Below are 18,728 nucleotides of genomic sequence, written 5' to 3' on the forward strand. Positions count from 1 at the left end.
TCACGATCGCACGGCTATCAGGCCCTGCCCGCAACCAGCTTCACACCGATGCGGTCGGCGAGCACGGTCAGCTCGGTGAGGGCATCAGCCGAGCCCAGAACGGCACGCGGCTCGCCCGCCGGAGCCAGGACATCGCCGGGAAGGCGGTCGCCGAACAGGACGAGGGCGAGCGCCCGATCGTCCTGCCGGGAAACCCAGCACAGGCCCTGCACGTCCGGCAACGCCGCATGGAAGGCTGCGGCCCAGGCGCGCGTGCCGGGATAGCGGTCCTTTTCCGTATCGATGAGCTGGGTCCGGCGCAGGCCGAGGCGGCGCAGGGCCGTGGCGCTGAGATCGACGAGCAGGAGATCCTGCCGGGGCTCGAGCCGGGAATGCACCTGGCCGGCCAGCCTGGCCTTGTCGAGAGTCTTCAGGCGCGCGGTGAAGGGCACGTCGTGAAAGACGGTTTCCATGGCGGCGCATTCGAAGGAGGTACCGCCATAGAGGGTGGGGATCGGCCCGCCCTCCCTATCCTTGATCGGGCTGAAGCGGGCATTGCCGGCAAGGCCCGGATTGAACTGGGCGGCCCCATATCTGTCGAGATGGATACGGTGGATGACCTGGCCCTTGGGCCAGGTCATCATGGCCGTCTTGGCGGCGAGCTGGGATGGTGGCGCGGGTGTCGCAGGGCGTGCCTTGGCAAGCCTCAGCGCGCCCCTAACCATGCAGCACGCCCTCCATTTCGTCGCGGGCCGCGGCGATGACCCGATCGGGTTCGCGCAGCAGCAGGTCCAGGGGACGCTCTCCGCCCAGATAGCTGTTGTCGGAGGCGAACCAATAGGCCGCGCCCCAGCCATCCTTGGCCTGGCCGAAGATCTTCAGAACCTCGCCCAGCGGCTTGGCCGGACGATATCCGGTCGAAGGATCCAGGCCGTAGCCGGGGAAATAGTCGACACCCTGGTGGCGGATGGCGAAGATCTGCCCGTCCTTCTTCCACTTGTTGGGCTGGGCGCTTGGATTGGTCGCGCTGAACCCAGCCACCTCGGCGACCTGGGCGGCGGTGAGCCACTCGCCCTCTTCCAGCACGGCCTTGCGGGCCTCGGCCGTCATCCGGGCTTCGGCGAGCATATGCTGGGGCAAGGGCACCTGGGGCACCAGGGCCTCGATGATCGACTGCAGCGCAGCCTTCTCGCGCCGGGCCACGATCGCCCCGACCAGGGGAGCAATCGCCTCGAACGTGTGGGCGAGCACCTTCGCCGCCGGAGAGCTGACCTGGTCCAGCGTCACGGCGATGACCTGCGTGCCCTTGGCACCGAGATGGCCGAGGCCATCGCGCACCTCTTCCGGGGTCCCGGTGATGGTGGTGACCCCCGACAATGTCTTGAGCGCCTGGGACGCCGTCATGTCACGCCCTCCAAAATTTGAAATGATCATGGTTATCTATATAGCATGATAACCCATATCATCAAGAAGGCCGGGCCAGAACGGCGGATCATGCCGGGCTGCCGGCACGCCACGGTTTTCCCAAAGCAGCGTTTCGGAAAATGCGAATTCCCGTCCATGCGGCGTGTCGCTAGGCTTCGAACATCGCAGCAGAGCCGCTTCCGGGGATTTGCCCAATGGCATGGACACAGCCTATCCAGCATGAGCAATGGCAGCCTGCCGGCCAAGGCGGCCTGCGCCATGTCGCCGAGGGCCTGCCGGCCGGCGACCCCGATCGCGGCGCGGTCCTGCTGCTGGGCAATTTCGACGGCTTCCATCGCGGCCACCAGGCCCTGCTCGATGCTGCCGGGATCATCGCGGGCGAGGACCTGCCCTTGGCCGTGATGTCCTGCGAGCCTCACCCGCGCAGCTTCTTCTGTGTGGCGGATTCGCCTTTCCGCCTGACCACGCCGGCCACCAAGGCTCATCGCTTCGGCGCGCTGGGGCTCGATTATGTCTTCTCACCGACCTTCGATGCCGCCTTCGCCTCGCTGACGCCGACGGAATTTGCCCATGACATCCTCAAGCAAGGCCTCGGCGTCGGCCACGTCGTCACCGGCGACGATTTCCGCTTCGGCCGTTCGCGGGCGGGCGACGCTGATCTGCTCACGCAGCTCGGCCGCTCCCTCGGCTTCGGCGTGACTCGCGTCCCCGAAGTCCGTGCCAACGCCCGGCGCTGCTCCTCCAGCCAGGTCCGGGCCTTTCTGCGCGCCGGCGACATCCAGGCCGCCAACGCCATGCTCGGTTCTGCCTGGACGGCGGAAACCGTCGCTTCCCGTGGCCAGCTCGCCCTTGCGCCGATGCTCTGCCGCCCGCCCGCCGGTCTCTATCTGTGCTGGATCGACAAGGGCACCCGACACCTCCACCTGGGCGCCGACGGCGTGATCACCCCGGAGCGGGGAACAGCGCCTGTTCCGGGCCTCCTTCGCTTTCTCGACCGGCTGGCCTGATCGGCCCGGCCGCCGAGACCCACGCAGCACCGACAACCGGACCATCATGGCCATCGAACATCTTGCCCGCACCGCCTACGCGACATTGCCCTGGAAGAACGGGCGCGGGGAAACCGACGAGATCTATCTTTCGCCGCAAGGCGGCTCGCGCGAGGATTTCGAGGTGAGGATCAGCAGCGCGCCGATCCTCGAGGACGGCGCCTTCTCCAGCTTTCCCGGCGCCGAGCGGGTGATCACCCTGATCGAGGGCGAGGAGCTGGAGCTCGATTTCGGGCAATCCAAGCACCGCCTTCTGCCCTTCGCGCCGTTCCGCTTCGATACCGGCCTCGCCCCCGTTGGCCGGCCGGTCAAGGGGCCGGTACGGGTCTTCAACGTCATGGCCAGCCGCCGGCACTGGCACCATGTCGGGCAGCAGGTGCTGGCCGGCTCCGACAGCCATGCGGTCCCGCCCGGCGATCTCGTCGTCATCTTCGCCATCAGCGGCAGCTGGAACCTCGACACCACCACCCGGGGTGCCCTTCGCCTGGCGGAGCGCGACACGGTGGTACTGAGGCAAGAGGCGGCAGCGCTCCTCGCATCGGATGGCGGCAGAAAGGCACGCGCCCTCGTCCTGCGCCTGCGCTCGGCCATAGCCTTTGAGGAAGGCCTGTAATACCGACGCCATCGATGTTTGATCGGTCGAGCATCAAACCCGTTGGTATGATCTCAGCCGATCGCCATCGCCCGCTTGTGCTCGGCGACCTCGGCCAGCAGCCAGTCCTGGAACAGGCTGGCGCCCTGCTTGTTGCCGATGCTGCGGCGCTGATAGAGATAGATACCGGCGGGATAGGTATGGCGGGCACCGAAAGGGGCGACCAAGCGCCCCTGCTCGAGCAGGTCCTGCGCCATCATCGTATCGGCCAGCGCGATGCCGACGCCATTGATGGTTTCCCGCATGATCGCCGTGCAATCATCCATGATCGTGCCCGACTTCGACGGGCTGTCCACAATGCCTTCCTGCTCGAGCCAGCGCTTCCATCGCGTGGTTTCGCATTCATGGATCAGGTGATGATGAATGAGATCCGCCGGCGAACGCAACGGCAAGGGGCCTTCCAGCAGCGAAGGGGCGCAGACCGGTGTCAGCACCAGCGGGATCAGCAGCGTCAGGGCCGGGCCGGCCTTGTAGTCGAACTCGTCGACGATGGCCAAATCGAAATTGGCGCGTTTGCCCGAGGTCATCACCTCCAGGTCGACGGAGGGATGCTGGCGGCGAAAGCCCGGCAGCCGGTCGGCCAGCCATAGATTGAGCACGGGGGGCACGCACAGCACCCGGACACGGTGCGCCTTGGCCTGCCGTGGGCCGTCGTGAAAGCTGACATCGTCCGTCGCACGCCAGATCGCCTCGAAGGCCTCCGACAGGCTACGCGCATAATAGGAGCCCCGCGTCGTCAGTGTGACCTGGCGAAAGCCGCGCTCGAACAGATCCTGGCCCAGCGTCGTCTCGAGCGTGCGGATATGGCGGCTGACGGCGGAGGCCGTCAGATGCAGCTCTTCCGCCGCTTCCTTGATGCTGCCCAGGCGCGCGGCGGCCTCGAAAGCGCGCATGCCATTGAGTGAGGGGAGTGCCATGCGCCGATGATGAATTGTCGGATGAGTTTTTGTCAATCGACGTGGACGAAATTGGCGTTTGATCGCCTGCCGGCTTCGGGGATACCGAAGAAGGACCAAGTCGTCACGACAAAGCGACCACAGGGGACATCGGCACCGCACCGCTGCCAGAAGCGGTCGCGGCTCTGCGCATGCGCGGGAACTTCGGATCGAACGGCAAAGCCGGGCGCTGGAGCGAGCCTATGCGCCGGCTGGCTACCCGCGCGTCGCGCTGCAATGAAGGAGCCCGCCGTCCGATGCCGCAATCTCCAGTACCCGTGTTCGAGCCGGCAGACGACGTCTCCCCCACAGCCACCACCATCGTGGTCCTGAAGCCGGCCGGGCCGGCACTCGGCCCCCGGGCGGCCGTCCTGGACGCCGAAATGGGGGGCCTTCTGTCCCGGGTCTGCGCCGACCCTGTCACCCTTGCAGCCTCCGGCACCTGCACCGACATCTTCGCACCGCCGGCGGCATCGGTCCGGCGGGTGATCGTACTGGCCCTGGGCGCGCCCGAGACGCTCGATGCCTTGTCGCTGGCACGTGCCGGCGGCGCGCTCGCCGCGCATCTGGAAAGCAAGGGCATCGGCGAGGCGACGCTCGTCCTTGATCCCATTGCCGGCGCCAGCCTGTCCGGGGCGGAGATCCTGGCACGCGTCGCGCTCGGCATCCGCTTGCGCCGCTACCGCTTCGACCTGCGCAACAAGCGTCCGGTGGCTGAGGCGGATCAAGCCTGGCGGCTGGCGCTGGTCGGTGCCGGCAAGGCCGAGCTCGCCGCGGCGCTGGCACGCACCAATGCCATCGCCGACGGCGTCGACTATGCCCGCACCCTGGTCAATCTGCCGCCGAACCATCTTCATCCCGACAGTTTCCCAGATCACCTCGACGCCCTGCGCGAAGCCGGCATCGAGGTCGAGATCCTCGATGCGGCGCGCCTGAAAGAGCTCGGCATGAATGCTCTGCTCGCCGTCGGTTCCGGCTCGGCCCGCGCCCCGAGGGTGGCCGTGCTGCGCTATCGCGGCAAGGGCTCGGGCGAGCAGCCGCTCGCCTTCGTCGGCAAGGGCGTCTGCTTCGATTCAGGCGGCCTGTGCATCAAGGGTGGCGCCCAGATGTTCGACATGAAGGCCGACATGGGCGGTGCGGCCGCTGTGGTCGGCCTCCTGCTGGCCCTGGCCCGGCAGGGCAGCCCCGTCCACGCGGTGGGCGTGCTCGGCATCGCCGAGAACCTGCCTTCGGGCACCGCGCTCAAGCCGCGCGAGATCATCACGACGGCTTCGGGCCAGACCGTGGAGATCTTCGACACCGATGCCGAGGGACGCCTGCTCCTGGCCGACTGCCTCTACTACGCCGCCTCGCGCTTCGAGCCCTCGGCGATCGTCGATCTGGCTACCCTGACCTATTCGGTGATGCGGGGCCTCGGATCGGTCTTCGCCGGCCTGTTCAGCACCGACAATGCCGTCGCCGCACAGATGATCGCGGCCGGCGAAACAGTCGGCGAGCGCTTCTGGCAATTGCCGCTCGACCGCGCCTATGACGAAGGCCTCTATTCACCCCTCGCCGATCTCAGGCACCACGCCAAGGACATGGAAGACGGCGACGCGCCCTATGCCGCCGCCTTCCTGCGCCATTTCACGCAAGGTCGCCCCTGGGTCCATCTCGATATCGCCGGCAAGGAACTGGCCGACAGCGACCGGCCCCTGGGCCGGCAGGGCGCTACGGCCTTCGGTGTGCAGATGCTGGAAGAATGGGTCCATAACCTCAATGGGAAGCACAATGTCGCTTGAGATCATCAGCCGGGAAGGCCGCGCTGCCTTCCGGAACTACGAGACCTGGTATCGCATCAGCGGCGAACTCGGTGGCGACAAGGCGCCGGTGGTGATCCTGCATGGCGGCCCCGGCGTCGCCCATAATTATGTCGATGCCTACAAGCTGCTCGCCCATGACGGGCGGGCCGTCATCCACTACGACCAGCTCGGCTGCGGCAACTCCACCTTGCTGCCCGAGAAGGGTGCCGATTTCTGGACGCCGCAACTCTTCATCGAAGAGCTCGAGAACCTCGTCGACCATCTCGGCATCCGCGCCGGCTTCCATGTGCTCGGCCAGAGCTGGGGCGGCATGCTGGGCGCCGAATATGCCGTGACCCGGCCTGATGGCCTGAAATCGCTGACCATCGCCAACTCCCCGGCCTCGATGAAGCTGTGGGTGGAGGAAGCCAATCGCCTGCGCGCCGACCTGCCCCGCGAGGTCCAGGACACGCTGACCCGTCACGAACAGGCCGGCACCACAGATGATGCCGAGTATCAGGAGGCGACCATGGTGTTCTATGAGCGCCATGTCTGCCGCGTCGTGCCCTTCCCGCCGGAAGTGGCGGCGAGCTTTGCCCAGGTCGCGCGCAATCCCACCGTCTACAATGTGATGAACGGCCCCAACGAGTTCCACGTCATCGGCACGCTGAGGAGCTGGAGCATCATCGACCGCCTGGCGGCCGTCGAGGTGCCCACGCTGATCCTGTCGGGACGCCATGACGAAGCCACCCCTGCGACCGTGCAGCCCTACAAGGACGGCATTGAGGGATCGCGCTGGGAGATCTTCGAGCATTCCAGCCACATGCCGCATGTGGAAGAACAGGAAAAATGCATGCGGGTGGCCGGCGACTTCCTGGATCAGCACGACCGGTAAACAAATCAGAAGAGGGGATCGACGATGAAGAAACTGCTTTTGGCTGCTGCAGCCACGGCCCTGCTGGCCGGCACCGGCCTGGCACCCGCCCAGGCCGAATACCTCAAGGAGCATCGCGGCGGCACCATACGCCTGCTGGCCCGCTCGGCGGCCGGAACACTCGATCCCCACATCAACTACACCGACCAGGGCTGGCAGATGTACCAGCCGGTCTATGACGGGCTGGTCATCTTCCGCAAGGCGGAAGGCAAGGACGGCTTTTCCGTGGTGCCCGACCTCGCCGAGGCGCTGCCCACCGTCAGCAATGACGGCAAGACCTTCACCTTCAAGCTGCGCAAGGGCATCAAGTTCTCGAACGGACAGGATCTCGGCGTGAAGGACGTCGTCGCCTCCTTCCAGCGCATCTTCAAGATTTCCGGCCCGACCTCCGGCACCTTCTATGCCGGCCTCGTCGGCGCCGACAAATGCCTGGCCGACACCAAGAGCTGCACGCTGGAAGGCGGCGTCGTCGCCGACGAGGCGGCCGGCACCATCACCCTCAACCTGACCAAGCCGGATGCCGAACTGCTCTACAAGCTGGCTCTGCCGCATGCGGTGATCCTGCCCGCCGACACGCCGGCCGAGGATATGGGCTCGCGCCCCATTCCCAGCACCGGGCCCTACATGATCTCGGCCTTCGATCCCAACAAGGGCATGACGCTCTCGCGCAATCCCAACTTCAAGCAGTGGAGCGAAGAGGCCCAGCCCGAGGGCTATCCCGACGTGGTCCAGTATGATTTCGGCCTGTCCGAGGAAGCCGCCGTCACCGCGATCCAGAACGGCGAGGCCGACTGGATGTTCGACCCGCTGCCGAGCGACCGCCTCGCCGAACTCGGCACCAAGTTCAAGGACCAGCTCCACATCTCGCCGCTGTCGGCGTGGTGGTATGCCCCGCTGAACACGCGCCTCGCCCCCTTCGACAACGAGAAGGCCCGCCAGGCCGTGGCCTTCGCCATCGATCGCAACACGCTGGTCAAGCTGTTCGGCGGCAAGGTGCTGGCCTCCCCGGTCTGCCAGGTGCTGCCGCCCGATTTCCCCGGCCATGAGGATTATTGCCCCTTCACCAAGAATCCGGGCGCCAAATGGTCGGCCCCCGATCTCGACAAGGCCAAGCAGCTCGTCGAGGAATCCGGCACCAAGGGCCAGAAGGTCACCATCATCGTCGAGGATACCGCGGTCTCGCGCTCCATCGGCGTCTATCTGCAGAGCGTCTTGACCAGCATCGGCTATGTCGCCGACGTCAAGCCGATCTCGACCAACATCCAGTTCACCTACATCCAGAACACCAACAACAAGGTGCAGATGTCGGTCAGCCAGTGGTACAAGGACTATCCGGCGGCTTCGGACTTCCTGAACATCCTGTTCGGCTGCGCCTCCTTCCGTGAGGGCTCGGACGCCTCGATCAATATCTCCGGCTTCTGCGACAAGGAGATCGACGCCAAGATGCAGAAGGCACTCGACCTCGGCGTCACCGACCAGAAGGCCGCCGACAAGATGTGGGCCGAGATCGACAGGCAGATCACCGACAAGGCGCCCGCCGTCGGGCTGTTCACGCCCAAGCGCCTCGATTTCGTCAGCAAGCGCGTCGGCAACTTCAAGTTCAACCCGCAGTTCAACTGGATGGTCACCCAGGCCTGGGTCCAGTGACGCACTGCGAGGGCACGCCCATGGCGAACCAAGCCATTGCCATACCGTACAAGACGCGAGGGCCCTGGGCCCTCGCTTTCGTGAAGCTCAGGCGCAACCGGGCGGCAATGGCCTCCCTTATCCTCTTCCTCCTGATCGTCGCCGCCTGCCTCAGCGCACCGCTCTATGCGCGCTGGGCGGGCGTGGACCCCTTCGCCTCGACACTCGACGCCGTCATCCAGATCGACGGCGCCGAGGTCCCGGTGATGGAGCAATCGACGGAGGGGCTCGGGCTCGGCTACACGCCGATCGGCCCGACCTGGCGGCTCGGCAACTACTTCCTCGGCGCCGACAGCCAGGGCCGCGACGTCATGGCAAGGCTTCTCTATGGCGGCCTCAACTCGCTGATGATCGCGGGGGCCGCCACCATCTTCACGCTGATCTTCGGCACGGCCGCGGGGCTGGTGGCCGGCTATTTCGGCGGCATCGTCGACACCGTGCTGTCGCGCTTCCTCGACGTGTTGTGGGCGTTCCCGATCTATCTGCTGGCGATATCGCTTTCGATCGTCACCATCGCCCAAGGCATTTCGATCGGGCCGATCGTGATCGAATCCGGGAGCCTGTGGCTGCCGATCATCATCATCGGCATCGTCTACGTGCCCTATGTGGCGCGGCCTATCCGCGGGCAGGTGCTGTCGCTGCGCAAGAGCGAATTCGTGCTCGCCGCCATCAATCTGGGGGTGCCGGGACCACGCATCCTCTGGCGCGATATCCTGCCCAACATCACCACCACCCTGATCGTCTTCGTGCCGCTGATGATGGCGCTGAACATGTTGACGGAATCGGCGCTCTCCTTCCTGTCGATCGGCGTGCAGCCACCGGCGGCGAGCTGGGGTACCATCATCCAGGACGGGCAGGCGTTGCTCTATACGCGCCCCGCGGTCGCATTGGCGCCGGGCATCATCATTGCCCTGTCGGTGATGGCGCTCAACGTCTTCGGTGACGGCCTGCGCGATGCGCTCGATCCGCGCTCCAAAGTGCAACTGGGGCGCGACTGATGATCTACGCCATCCTGCGCCGCTTCGGCCAGATGCTGTTCGTGATGTTCGGCATCTCGGTCATCGTCTTCCTGATCTTCTTCGCCACGCCGGGCGCCGATCCGGCGGCACGCATCGCCGGCCGCAACGCCTCGCCCGAGGTGCTGGCGGCGGTACGTCACAATTTCGGTTTCGACCAGCCGCTCTACGTCCAGTACGGCCTGATGATGAAGAAGATCTTCATCACCGGTGACCTCACCTCCTTCGTCAATCGCGGCTGGAAGGTGGTGCCGGCGGTGCTCGACGCCATCCCGGTCACGCTCTCGCTGGTGTTCGGGGCGGCGGTGCTGTGGGTGGTGGTCTCCGTGATCATCGGCATGGTCGCCGCCGCCACGCGCAACAGCTGGATCGACCGGCTCCTGATGGCGGCCGGGCTGATCGGCATTTCCATGCCGGTCTACTGGCTGGGCGAGGTGATGAATCTCATCACCCAAAGCCGCTATCACGACACCTGGCTGTTCGGCTGGGTACCGCCGCTCGGCTACAAGAACCTCCTCGACGATCCCAAGGGCTGGTTCCTCACCCTGGTCATCCCCTGGGTCACGCTCGCCGTGCTCTATATCGGCATCTACGGGCGCGTGCTGCGGGCGGCGATCATCGAATCCCTGCAGGAGGACTACATCCGCACGGCGCGAGCCAAGGGCCTGTCGGAGACGCGCATCCTGCTGCGCCATGCGCTCAGGACCTCGCTGATCGCCTTCGTCACCTTGTTCGGCCTCGATTTCGGGGCGCTGGTCGGCGGGTCCGCCTTGCTGACCGAAGTAGTGTTCGGCCTGCACGGCATCGGCAAGCTCACCTATGACGCCCTGCAGAACCTCGATCTGCCGATGATCATGGCAACCGTGATGTATGCCTCCATGTTCGTGGTCCTCGCCAATGCGGTGGTCGACTTCGTCTATATTCTCCTCGATCCGCGCGTGAGGACGTCATGATGCTGTCCGTACGCGACCTTCGGGTTTCCTTCCGCACCGATGACGGCCTGGTGCGCGCCATCGACGGCGTTTCCTTCGATCTCGCCGAAGGCGAGATCCTCGGCGTCGTCGGCGAATCCGGTTCCGGCAAGACCGTGTCGCTGCTGGCCGTGATGGGCCTGATCACCGATCCCAATGCCAGGATCGAGGGTTCGATCCGCTACAAGGGCCGCGAACTGGTGGGCCTGCCCGCCCGGGAGCTCCGGCGCCTGCGCGGCAACGAGATCGCCATGATCTTCCAGGATCCGATGACGGCGCTGACGCCGGTCTACACCATCGGCTGGCAGATCGCCGAGCAGATCCAGGCCCATCGCAAGATCGGCAAAGCCAAGGCGCTGGAACGGGTGGAGGAACTGCTGGCGGAGGTGAACTTCCCCAATCCGCGCGAGGCGATGTCGCGCTATCCCCACCAGCTTTCCGGCGGCATGCGCCAGCGGGCGGTGATCGCCATGGCGCTGTCCTGCGACCCGGCTTTGCTGGTGGCCGATGAACCCACCACGGCGCTCGACGTCACCGTGCAGGCCGGCATCCTCGACCTCGTGCGCAAGCTGCGCGCGACCCACAATTCGGCCGTGGTCTTCATCACCCACGACATGGGCGTGGTCTCCGAGCTCGCCGACCGGGTCATGGTCATGTATGCGGGCCGTGTGGTCGAGCGCGGCAGCCGGGCGGAATTGTTCTCCGACCCCAGGCACCCCTATACGCAGGCGCTCCTGGGTTCGATCCCTCCCCTGACCGGCGAGAAACCGCGTCGCCTGCCGGCTATTCCCGGCTCGCCGCCCTCGCTGCTACGATTGCCGCAGGGCTGCGCCTTCGGCCCGCGCTGTCCGGTACGCTACGAGCCCTGCCAGGCCGACAAGCCGGACCTCGGCCGCGGCACGCATGCCGCCGCCTGCTTCCGGGTGGCGCAAGCATGAGCGGTGAAATGACAGACAGCAACCAGCCGATCCTCGAAACGCGCGCGCTCGGCAAGCGCTTCTCGATCGGCAGCCGCTTTTCTTCGGAAGGCAAGCGCACCGTTCACGCGGTCGACAACGTCTCCCTCACGGTGCGGCGCGGCGAGACCGTCGGGCTCGTCGGTGAATCGGGCTGCGGCAAGTCCACCTTGGCCCGTTGCCTGGTCCGGCTCTACGACATCTCCGATGGCCAGCTCATCTTCGAGGGCGACGACATCACCGGCAGGTCGCTGGCCGAGCTCAGGCCGCTGAGGCGCCGGCTGCAGATGGTGTTCCAGGATCCGTCGGCCTCGCTCAACCCGCGCCGGCGCGTCGGCGACCTGGTGGCGGAGCCGCTGCGTATCCACACCAGGCTCTCCTCCGCCGAGATCGCCAGGCGCGTGGCTGAGCTGTTCGATCTCGTCGGGCTGCTGCCGGATCACGTCATGCGCTATCCGCACGAGTTCTCCGGCGGCCAGCGCCAGCGCGTCGGCATCGCCCGCGCCATCGCGCTCAATCCGGACCTGGTCGTGCTGGATGAACCGGTCTCGGCGCTCGACGTCTCCGTGCAGGCGCAGATCGTCAACCTGCTCGCCGATCTCCAGGAGAAGCTGAACCTCACCTATGTCTTCATCGCCCACGATCTGTCGGTCGTGCGCCAGGTCTCGACCCGGATCGCGGTGATGTATCTCGGCTCCATCGTCGAGGAAGGGCCGGCCGAAGAGGTGTTCTCCACCCCGGCGCATCCCTACAGCCAGGCCCTGATCTCGGCGGTTCCCATCGTGGAGACCACGCCGAGCGGCAGGCGCAAGCGCATCATCCTCACGGGTGACGTGCCAAGCCCGCTCAAGCCGCCATCGGGCTGCCGCTTCCACCCGCGCTGTCCGGTCGCCCAGGATCGCTGCCGTACAGAGCGCCCGCAGATGCGGGACTATGGCCCCGGCCGCAAGGTCGCCTGCCACTTCCCGGTCGCCTCCTGACAAGGCAAGCGGGTCGCCGGCTCCTGCCTACTCCCGGGGGCAATGTACGGTTCCTCCGAACCCCACTTCGCCCTACGGCATCGTTATTGCCGAGAATCGGCGTCCACTTTTCGGCACGATGCTTTGGCGAAGTCACGTCACGCCTCTGCATCGTGACGTGACTTCGCCAAAGCATCGAACGCCACAGGTCATCCACGGCAGCATTCGTCGCACCGGCGGCGGCGCGCTTGCATCAGCGCCTCGATCTCGATAGTTATGTTATAACATATCATATTGAGAGAACTGCAGCGGTCATGCCCGACAGAGCCGTCACTTTCGCCGATCTCAGCCTTGGTTACGGCCGCCAGGCCGTGCTGACGGGGCTCGACCACGTCGTGCGCCGGGGCTCGCTCACCGCCGTGGTCGGCGCCAACGGGTCGGGCAAGTCCACGCTGATGCGCACCATCGCCGGCATTCTGCGGCCGATTGCGGGGTGCTGCGCCATCGGCCCGAATCTCCGGCTCGCTTATCTGCCGCAGCAATCCGAACTCGACCGCTCCTTCCCGGCCCGAACCATCGACCTCGTCGGCCTCGGCCTCTGGCCCCGACGCGGATTGCTCGGGCGCCATCGCGCCGGCGACCGGCGCGCCGTACGAGCGGCGCTCGCCGCGGTCGGCCTCGAAGGCTTTGCGAACATCCCCCTCGACCGCCTCTCGGGAGGCCAGATGCAGAGGGCCTTGTTCGCGCGGGTGCTGGTGCAGGATGCCGACCTGATCCTGCTCGACGAGCCCTTCAATGCCATCGACAGCCAGACCGTCGCCGTCCTGCTCGGCCTGATCCGGCATTGGCATGCCGAGGGGCGCACGATCATGACGGTGCTGCACGATCTCGACCTGGCCCAAAGCCACTTTCCCGAAATCCTGCGCCTCGCCGGCATCGCCGAAGTCGAACCTGCGGCCGCGGACCGGGGCAGGCAAGCACTTCGCCTCGCGGCCGGGAGGCCGGCGTGATGGAGATGGTGCAACAGGTGCTCCTCGCTCCCTTCGCGGAGTTCGCCTTCATGCGCCGAGCCCTGCTCGGCACGTTCCTCATCTGCGTCAGCGCCTGTCCGGTCGGTGTCTTCCTGATGCTGCGCCGCATGAGCCTGGCCGGCGATGCCATGGCGCATGCCATCCTGCCGGGCGCGGCGGCAGGCTTTGCCTTGTTCGGGCTGAAGCTGGTGCCGATGACACTCGGCGGCCTCATCGCCGGCGGCGTGGTGGCGCTCGGCGCCGGGGCAGTGTCGCGGTTCACCATCCTCAGGGAGGACGCCGCCATGGCGGCCTTCTACCTGATTTCACTCGCCGCCGGCGTGGTGATGGTCTCTACGCGCGGCTCGGGCCTCGATCTGCTCCACATCCTGTTCGGCACCGTCCTCGCCCTCGATGATCAGGCCCTCGCCCTGATCGGCCTGATCGCGGCGGTGACCAGCACGACGGTCCTGCTGCTCTGGCGCGGCCTTGTCGCCGAATGCCTCGACCCGCTCTATCTGCGCTCGGTGTCCAAGCTCGGCCCGGCGCTCCATTTCGCCTTCCTGGTGCTGCTGGTGCTCAATCTGATCGCCGGCTTCCAGGCTCTGGGCACGCTGCTCTGCGTCGGCCTGATGATCCTGCCCGCGGCTGCCGCCCGGTTCTGGGCCGATCGGGCCGCCAACCTGTGCCTCACGGCGATCGCCTTCGGGCTGGCCGCCTCCCTCGCCGGCCTGCTGCTCTCCTATCACGCCGCCTTGCCCTCCGGCCCCGCCATCATCCTGTCGGCCGGCTCGCTCTATCTCGGCTCGCTGCTGCTCGGCCCACGCGGGCTGCGGCTCTCGCTGTACGCCTCACCGCGCCGCCGCGCCATCTGACCACACGGACCTGCCCGCATGCTTCCCATCAAGTTCCTGCCCGTCTTCGCCGTTCTCGCCGCTTTGCTGGGTTCCGCGACGGCCGCGGTGGCAAAACCCCTCGATGTCGTCGCCAGCTTCTCGATCATCGGTGATTTCGCCAGGCAGGTCGGCGGCGACCGGGTGAGGCTGCGCGTCCTGGTCGGCTCGAACGGCGACGCCCATGTCTATGAGCCCAAGCCGGCCGATGCGATCGCCATGGCCAAGGCGGATGTCATCCTCGTCAACGGGCTGCAGTTCGAGGGCTTCCTCAAGCGCCTCCTGGAAGCCAGCGGCAGCACCGCCACCGTCGTGGAGCTTTCGGGCGGCATCGAAGCCCTCGAGGATCCGGCCGGCGGGCATTTTCATCATCATGACGGCAAGGCCGTTTTTCACCCGGCACCGTTCGACCCGCATGCCTGGCAGGACGTGGCGAATGCCAGCCTCTATGTCGAAGCCATCGCCCGGGCCTTCTGCAGCGCCGACGCCGAGGGCTGCGAACTCTACAAGACCAATGCCCACACCTATCTGCAGGTGCTTTCCGGTCTCGACCGGGAGATCCGGGCCATGATCGCCGCCATCCCCCCCGGAAAACGCGTCGTGGTCGTGGCGCACAATGCCTTCCGCTATTTCGAATCGGCCTATGGCCTTGCCTTCCTGGCACCGCAGGGCGTCTCGACCGAGGCGGAGGCGTCGGCCACCGATGTCGCCGGCATCATCCGGCAGATCCGCCTCAAGCGTGCCAGCGCCGTCTTTGCCGAGAACATCGCCGATAGCCGCCTGGTCGAGCAGATCGCCCGCGAGGCCGGCCTGCCGCTGGGCGGCACGCTCTATTCGGATGCGCTGTCGGAACCGGACGGCCCCGCCGCCTCCTATGTCGAGATGATGCGTCACAACGCCCGGACGCTCGCAGGCGCAATCACTCGCCGCTAGCTGCTCCCGACAGGCCGCGACCGGCCTGCCTTTCATTCGCCAACCCCTCAAATCTCGATCCATGGAGAAAACCATGAAGCCATTGCCATATCTTGCCTGGGCCCTGGGCCTCGGCCTTGCCCTCGGTCCCGCGGGCAACGTCGCTCTTGCCGAAGAAGACGACGTCACCGCCTGGCGGCTGTTCGTGTCCGATCACGCGGCCCCGGTGGTGCATGTCATCGATGCTCTGAACGGCGGCATGCTCGCCCGCTTCAGCATCAAGGGTCCCGCATCGCTCTACCGCAGCGAAAGCGGCCGCACGGTGTTCGCGGTGCAGGGCTCGGCCGGAACGGTGTCGGCGATCTCGACCGGCATTGCCTTTCACGATCACGGCGACCATGGCGATATCGACATCGATGATCCCAAACTGCTCGGTCTCGGCATGACCGGCAGCAAGCCCGGCCATTTCGTCGAGCACCAGGGCCTGGTGGCGCAATGGTTCGACGGCGAGGACAGGACGCGCCTCTTCACCGAACAGGATGTCCTCGACGACAAGGCAAATCCGCGCAGTGTCGATGTCGTCGCGCCCCATCACGGCGTGGCCGTGCCCTATGACAACGGCGCCGTGATCACCATCCCCGATCCGCAAGATGCCTCCAAGCGCCCGATCGGCGCCAGGATTGTCGGTTTCGACGGCAAGCCTGTCGGCCCCGACATCCCCTGCCCCGGCCTGCATGGCTCGGCCGGCTCGGGAAGCCTCTATGCTTTGGCGTGCGACACCGGGCTGCTGCTGATCGGGCAGGGCACCGGCGTTCCGGTGATCAGGCACCTTCCCTATGCCGCCTCCCTGCCCAAGGGCAGTTCCTCGACCCTGATCGGCGGCAGGGGCCTGCAATATTTCATCGGCAATTACGGCGCCGACCGCATCCTGATCGTCGACCCCTCCGAAGCCGGTGGCTTCCGCCTCGTCCAGCTTCCGACACGGCGCGTCCAATTTGCCGTCGACCCCATCCGGGCGAAATTCGCCTATGTCGTCACCGAGGACGGCCAGTTGCATCAGGTCGACGTACTGAAGGGCGAGATCGTCAAATCGCTGAAACTGACGCAGCCCTATTCGATGGATGGGCATTGGAGCGATCCGCGCCCGCGCGTGGCCGTCGCCGGCGACAGGATCGTGGTGACCGATCCGCTCGCCTCGACCCTCCACCTCGTCAATGCCGCCGATTTCACCGCGGCCGGGGAGATCAAGGTCGACGGCAGGCCCTTCAACGTCGTGGCCGTCGGCGGTTCCGGCAAGGTCCATGACCATGCAGCGGAAAACCAGTCCCAGCCATGATCAGCCGAAACGGGCGACGGCAAAGTCGACGAAGGAGCGCAGCTTCGGCGTGATCCGGCGATCCGGCGCATAGAGGATGTGCATGACCCGTGGCGGGACTTCATAGCCCGGCAGCAGCCGGACCAGCTGTCCGGCCTCGATCTCGCTCTGCACCAGCGAACTCGGCTGGAGCATGATGCCGAGGCCGGCCAGGGCCGCCGTAAGCAGGGCCTGGCCATTATTGGCCAGGAAGCGATAGGAGAACTCGACCGTCTCCAGACCGTCGGGACCGGCAAAGCGCCATTGGTCGCGCGTATTGCCGTGCATGAAGCCGAGGCTTTCATGGTTCTTGAGGTCGGCCGGCTTTTCAGGATGGCCATGCGCCGCAAGATAGACCGGCGACGCGCAAACGGTGAAGGTCATCGGCCGCAACGGCCGGGCGATCAGGCTGGAATCGGCCAAGGGGCCGACGCGGAAGACGGCGTCATAGCCCTCGTCGACGAGGTCGACGACGCGATCGGACAAAGTGAGCTCAACATCGACCTGGCGATGCGCGGCCAGATAGTCCGGCAGGATTGGGGCCAGTTCATGCGCGCCGAAGGTCACCGGCGCATTGACCCGGATCTGGCCGCGCGGGATCGCCCGTGTCTCGGCGGCCAGCACTTCGGCCGCCTCGACCTCGGCCAGGATGGTGCGAACCCGCTCGTAATAGCTGCGCCCGATCTCTGTGACGCTCTGGCGCCGCGTGGTGCGGTTGATCAGCTTGACGCCGAGGTGATCCTCTAGCAGGCGCACATGCTTGCCCACCATCTGCGAGGACATCGAGAGCGCATTGCCGGCGGCCGAGAAGGACCCCGCTTCCACGGCCTTGGCGAACACGCCCATGCTGGTGAATCTGTCCATTAATTTGAAATGAATTGTTTCAAGTGTTGCAACGACCTCCCCATTTATCACGAAATGTAGAGAGATCATAACGAGGGTGACACCGAAATACGGTTCACCCGGGAGAAACGCTTCATGTCCGTCCAACGCAGAGTCGTCGTCAGTGAATACGGCGCCCCCACCGTGATGAAGCTCGAGACGCGGGACCTGCCCGCGCCCGGCGCCGGCGACGTCCATGTCAGGCACACGGCGATCGGCTTCAATTTCATCGACATTTACCAGCGCAAGGGCATCTACCCGCTGCAATTGCCGAGCGGGCTCGGCTTCGAGGCCGCCGGCGTGGTCGAAGCGGTCGGTGCAGGCGTCGATGAACTGAAGGTCGGCGACAGGGTAGCCTACATCAATGCGGGCCTGGGCGCCTATGCCGACAGGCGCAATGTCCCCGCCGACAAGCTTGCCGTCCTGCCCGCCTCCGTCAGCGACGAGGCGGCCGCAACCTTGTTCTTCAAGGGCATGACGGCGCAATATCTGCTGCGCAAGACCCATGCGGTCCAGCCGGGCGATCTGCTGCTGGTCCATTCCGCCGCCGGGGGTGTCGGCCAGATCCTCAGCCGCTGGGCAACGGCATTGGGGGCGACCGTCATCGGCACCACGGGCTCGCCGCAGAAGCGCGAGGCCGCCCTCGCCGCCGGATGCAAGGCCGTGATCGATCTCAACGATCCCGCCTGGCCCGAAGCCTTCCTGGCCGCGACCGGCGGCCGCAAGGCCCGCGTGGTCTATGATGCCGTCGGCAAGGATACGCTGATCAAGTCGCTCGACTGCGCCGCGCCCTTCGGGCTGGTCGTGTCCTATGGCGCGGCATCCGGCCCGGCGCCGGCTATCGACCTCGACCTTCTCAACAAGAAGGGCGGCCTGTTCATCACCCGCCCATCGATCTTCGCCCACAATGCCGATAGCGTCAGCTTCCGCGCCAACGCCGCCGATTTCTTCGACGCGGTCGCCAAGGGGCATGTGAGCGTCGACATCGGGCAGCGCTTCTCGCTCGACGAGATCGCCAAGGCGCACGAGGCCGCCGAGGCCCGCCAGACCGTCGGCGCCATCCTGATCACGCCGTAAGAGGGGGGCGCTTGGGGCATTCGGCCATTTCTTGCACGAATGCTGCTGCCCCTCACCTTACCTCTCCCCGTAAGAACGGGGCGAGGAGGCGCAGACGCCGCAACCCATCCCCAGATCTCTCGTCTCGCCCAACCGTTGGGCGAGACGGTATCTCTTCGACACGAAGCGCTCGGTCGAAGTCCCCTCGCCCCGTTCTTACGGGGAGAGGTAAGGTGAGGGGCTATGCAACTTCGCTAGTAAAATTCAGCCACTACGAGACG

Annotated in this window: 18 protein-coding genes; 14 read left to right on the forward strand and 4 right to left on the reverse strand. The window is 66.1% G+C overall.

Annotation, left to right across the window (positions count from 1 at the left end; genetic code table 11):
- Window positions 1-17: 17 nt before the first annotated feature.
- Together QM672_RS12975 and QM672_RS12980 are read right to left on the reverse strand one after the other, a co-directional pair.
- On the reverse strand, window positions 18-704 hold the full coding sequence (locus QM672_RS12975; protein ID WP_311942077.1) for an RES family NAD+ phosphorylase: 687 nt from the start codon (window positions 702-704) through the stop codon (window positions 18-20).
- Window positions 697-1,383 (reverse strand): hypothetical protein, encoded by a 687-nt coding sequence (locus tag QM672_RS12980; RefSeq protein ID WP_311942074.1) that lies wholly within the window; start codon window positions 1,381-1,383, stop codon window positions 697-699. The genes QM672_RS12975 and QM672_RS12980 overlap by 8 nt, the downstream gene beginning before the upstream one ends.
- A gap of 215 nt (window positions 1,384-1,598) precedes the next feature.
- Between QM672_RS12980 and QM672_RS12985 the strand changes: the two genes are divergently transcribed.
- Both QM672_RS12985 and QM672_RS12990 read left to right on the forward strand, forming a co-directional pair.
- Window positions 1,599-2,411, forward strand: coding sequence for a hypothetical protein (locus QM672_RS12985; protein WP_415083037.1), 813 nt, complete (start codon window positions 1,599-1,601; stop codon window positions 2,409-2,411).
- Window positions 2,412-2,457: 46 nt separating this feature from the next.
- Window positions 2,458-3,063, forward strand: coding sequence for a HutD family protein (locus QM672_RS12990; RefSeq protein ID WP_415083039.1), 606 nt, complete (start codon window positions 2,458-2,460; stop codon window positions 3,061-3,063).
- A 53-nt stretch (window positions 3,064-3,116) separates the two neighbouring features.
- Here the strand turns inward: QM672_RS12990 and QM672_RS12995 are convergent, their stop codons facing one another.
- Entirely contained in the window at window positions 3,117-4,019 is a 903-nt protein-coding gene (locus QM672_RS12995) for a LysR substrate-binding domain-containing protein (RefSeq protein ID WP_367624983.1), read from the reverse strand.
- Between the two features lie 275 nt (window positions 4,020-4,294).
- Between QM672_RS12995 and QM672_RS13000 the strand changes: the two genes are divergently transcribed.
- The 11 genes from QM672_RS13000 to aztD all read left to right on the forward strand — a co-directional run bounded on the left by QM672_RS13000 (window position 4,295) and on the right by aztD (window position 16,491).
- Window positions 4,295-5,818, forward strand: coding sequence for a leucyl aminopeptidase (locus QM672_RS13000; protein ID WP_415083040.1), 1,524 nt, complete (start codon window positions 4,295-4,297; stop codon window positions 5,816-5,818).
- Window positions 5,808-6,713, forward strand: a complete 906-nt coding sequence (locus tag QM672_RS13005; RefSeq protein WP_311942058.1) for a proline iminopeptidase-family hydrolase — start codon at window positions 5,808-5,810, stop codon at window positions 6,711-6,713. Before QM672_RS13000 ends, QM672_RS13005 begins: the two co-directional genes overlap by 11 nt.
- A 24-nt stretch (window positions 6,714-6,737) precedes the next feature.
- The gene (locus QM672_RS13010; RefSeq protein WP_311942055.1) at window positions 6,738-8,399 is read left to right on the forward strand and encodes an ABC transporter substrate-binding protein; all 1,662 of its coding nucleotides are present in this window, start codon (window positions 6,738-6,740) and stop codon (window positions 8,397-8,399) included.
- Window positions 8,400-8,419: 20 nt separating this feature from the next.
- On the forward strand, window positions 8,420-9,436 hold the full coding sequence (locus tag QM672_RS13015) for an ABC transporter permease (RefSeq protein WP_311942052.1): 1,017 nt from the start codon (window positions 8,420-8,422) through the stop codon (window positions 9,434-9,436).
- On the forward strand, window positions 9,436-10,407 hold the full coding sequence (locus tag QM672_RS13020) for an ABC transporter permease (protein WP_311942048.1): 972 nt from the start codon (window positions 9,436-9,438) through the stop codon (window positions 10,405-10,407). Before QM672_RS13015 ends, QM672_RS13020 begins: the two co-directional genes overlap by 1 nt.
- On the forward strand, window positions 10,404-11,363 hold the full coding sequence (locus QM672_RS13025) for an ABC transporter ATP-binding protein (protein ID WP_367624986.1): 960 nt from the start codon (window positions 10,404-10,406) through the stop codon (window positions 11,361-11,363). Before QM672_RS13020 ends, QM672_RS13025 begins: the two co-directional genes overlap by 4 nt.
- A gap of 8 nt (window positions 11,364-11,371) precedes the next feature.
- Window positions 11,372-12,361, forward strand: coding sequence for an ABC transporter ATP-binding protein (locus tag QM672_RS13030; RefSeq protein ID WP_415083041.1), 990 nt, complete (start codon window positions 11,372-11,374; stop codon window positions 12,359-12,361).
- Window positions 12,362-12,654: 293 nt separating this feature from the next.
- On the forward strand, window positions 12,655-13,350 hold the full coding sequence (gene aztA / locus QM672_RS13035; protein WP_415083042.1) for a zinc ABC transporter ATP-binding protein AztA: 696 nt from the start codon (window positions 12,655-12,657) through the stop codon (window positions 13,348-13,350).
- Entirely contained in the window at window positions 13,350-14,225 is an 876-nt protein-coding gene (gene aztB, locus QM672_RS13040; protein ID WP_415083043.1) for a zinc ABC transporter permease AztB, read from the forward strand. Before aztA ends, aztB begins: the two co-directional genes overlap by 1 nt.
- A gap of 18 nt (window positions 14,226-14,243) precedes the next feature.
- Window positions 14,244-15,176 carry a zinc ABC transporter substrate-binding protein AztC gene (gene aztC, locus QM672_RS13045; RefSeq protein ID WP_415083044.1) on the forward strand — a complete coding sequence of 311 codons (933 nt, stop codon included), beginning with the start codon at window positions 14,244-14,246 and terminating at the stop codon, window positions 15,174-15,176.
- Between the two features lie 73 nt (window positions 15,177-15,249).
- Window positions 15,250-16,491: a zinc metallochaperone AztD gene (aztD, locus tag QM672_RS13050; protein WP_311944873.1), complete on the forward strand. Its 1,242-nt coding sequence runs from the start codon at window positions 15,250-15,252 to the stop codon at window positions 16,489-16,491.
- Here aztD and QM672_RS13055 read toward each other — a convergent pair whose 3' ends face one another.
- A complete protein-coding gene (locus QM672_RS13055; RefSeq protein ID WP_415083045.1) occupies window positions 16,492-17,373 on the reverse strand; it encodes a LysR family transcriptional regulator in 882 nt (293 codons plus the stop codon). It lies immediately after the preceding gene.
- Window positions 17,374-17,487: 114 nt separating this feature from the next.
- On the opposite strand from QM672_RS13055, the gene QM672_RS13060 reads away from it, so the two are divergent.
- On the forward strand, window positions 17,488-18,468 hold the full coding sequence (locus QM672_RS13060; protein ID WP_415083046.1) for a quinone oxidoreductase family protein: 981 nt from the start codon (window positions 17,488-17,490) through the stop codon (window positions 18,466-18,468).
- The last annotated feature ends 260 nt before the right edge of the window (window positions 18,469-18,728 follow it).

This window comes from Labrys sp. (in: a-proteobacteria), assembly GCF_047605565.1.
Lineage (GTDB): Bacteria > Pseudomonadota > Alphaproteobacteria > Rhizobiales > Labraceae > Labrys > Labrys neptuniae.